2 protein-coding genes are annotated in these 1686 nt (G+C 52.1%); one reads left to right on the top strand and one right to left on the bottom strand.

Annotated elements, in window-relative coordinates:
• Positions 1-130: 130 nt before the first annotated feature.
• Complete coding sequence (locus tag JOC37_RS13075; RefSeq protein WP_204619587.1) at positions 131-1381, bottom strand: glutamate-5-semialdehyde dehydrogenase; 1251 nt, start codon at positions 1379-1381, stop codon at positions 131-133.
• Between the two features lie 158 nt (positions 1382-1539).
• On the opposite strand from JOC37_RS13075, the gene JOC37_RS13640 reads away from it, so the two are divergent.
• A partial coding sequence (locus JOC37_RS13640) for a transposase (protein WP_204619589.1) occupies positions 1540-1686 on the top strand: 147 nt, incomplete at its 3' end.

Raw genomic sequence — 1686 nt, 5'->3', positions numbered from 1 at the left:
ACCAGTGACGCCCTTGCTTACAGGTTGTCTTCCCGCTGGTTAGGCGACAGGGTTTCTTTCAACCCATCGGCTCGGCAGACATGCCAGGCAAACAACAAACCGCCCCGGTACAGCAGCCGGGGCAGTTTTGTTATTCCCTAACCTGCCCATCTCCATACACCACGTATTTGATGGTGGTTAACTCCTTAAGCCCCATTGGTCCCCGGGCATGCAGTTTTTGGGTAGAAATGCCGATTTCCGCGCCAAACCCAAACTGGTGACCGTCAGTAAAACGTGTTGAAGCATTTACATACACCGCTGCGGCATCCACGCGCTGTAAAAATTGGCGTGCCGCAGTGTAATTTTCTGTAATAATGCTTTCTGAATGTTTGGTGCCGTAACGGTATATATGTTCCAGCGCTTCTTTTAAGTCATTGACCACCCGTACTGCTATAATCAAATCCAGAAACTCTGCAGCAAAGTCTTCTTCGCCGGCATTTTTTACCCACTGCACTATTTTTGCCGTTTCGCTGCAGCCCCGCACTTCTACCCCCCGGGAGCGCAGCTCTTCCAATACCCCGGGCAAAAATTGGGCGGCGACATTTTTGTGCACCAGCAGTGTTTCCGCAGCATTGCAGACTCCCGGGCGCTGGCACTTGGCATTGACTACAACAGCCCGGGCTTTATCCAAGTCGGCATATTGATCAACATACACATGGCAGTTGCCCACCCCGGTCTCAATAACCGGCACGGTGGCATTTTCTACCACTGCTTTAATTAAACCGGCGCCACCCCGGGGAATCAGCACATCAATGTAATCGTTCAATTTCATCATTTCGTTCACCACTGACCGGCTGGTATCTTCCAGGATGGTAATTGTTCCCTCAGGCAGGCCGCTGTCTTGTGCCGCTTTAGATATTATGCCTGCAATGGCCAGGTTGGAATTAATGGCTTCGGATCCTCCCCTCAAAAGCACAGCGTTGCCGGCCTTCAAACACAGGGCGGCCGCATCCACCGTCACGTTGGGCCGGGCCTCGTATATAATCCCCACCACTCCCAGCGGTACTCTCATCTGCCCAATTTCCAAACCATTGGGACGGCGCCACATGGACAGCATTTCTCCCACCGGATCCGGCAGCCGGGCCACCTCCCGCAGCCCGTTGGCCATTTCTGCAACTCTGGCTTCCGTTAAACGCAGCCGGTCCAGCAGGGCACCGGTAATGCCTTTCTCGGCAGCGGCTTCCATATCCCTAGCATTGGCCTGTAATATTTCGGCGCTCTTTTTCTCCAGGCTGTCGGCCATGGCCAGCAGGGCTTTGTTTTTTGCCCCGGTGGATATGTAGGCCAAACTGCGGGAAGCCTCTTTAGCCATTCTGGCCTTGGTTAAAAGTTCTTGATGCATTTCTCTCCCTCCTCCATCATTTTAACTTTCCCGCCGGGAAGTCCCCGTCCTGAGCTTTCCTTGCTCGCGAAGCGAGAGCGAAGGGCGGGGATGAAAGGCGGGCCGTGTTTTTCCGGAGAACTATTGTTTTGCATTAGTACCTCCTGTAGAATAAAGCTATGAAATACCAATTGGACAAAGGTTGCCATGCTGTATATTCTCTTCGATTTCACTACATTTGCTGCATCAAGTATCGACGCAAGGTGCTTACAGCAGAGGTATCGGAATACCTGAAGAAAGTAAACAAAGGCATCGCTGAAAAGTTT

Origin of the sequence: Desulforadius tongensis (assembly GCF_016907915.1) — a bacterium.
GTDB lineage: Bacteria > Bacillota > Desulfotomaculia > Desulfotomaculales > Desulfohalotomaculaceae > Desulforadius > Desulforadius tongensis.
Note: the sequence above shows the minus strand (reverse complement) of the source record. Positions and strands in the feature narration are given on the sequence as shown.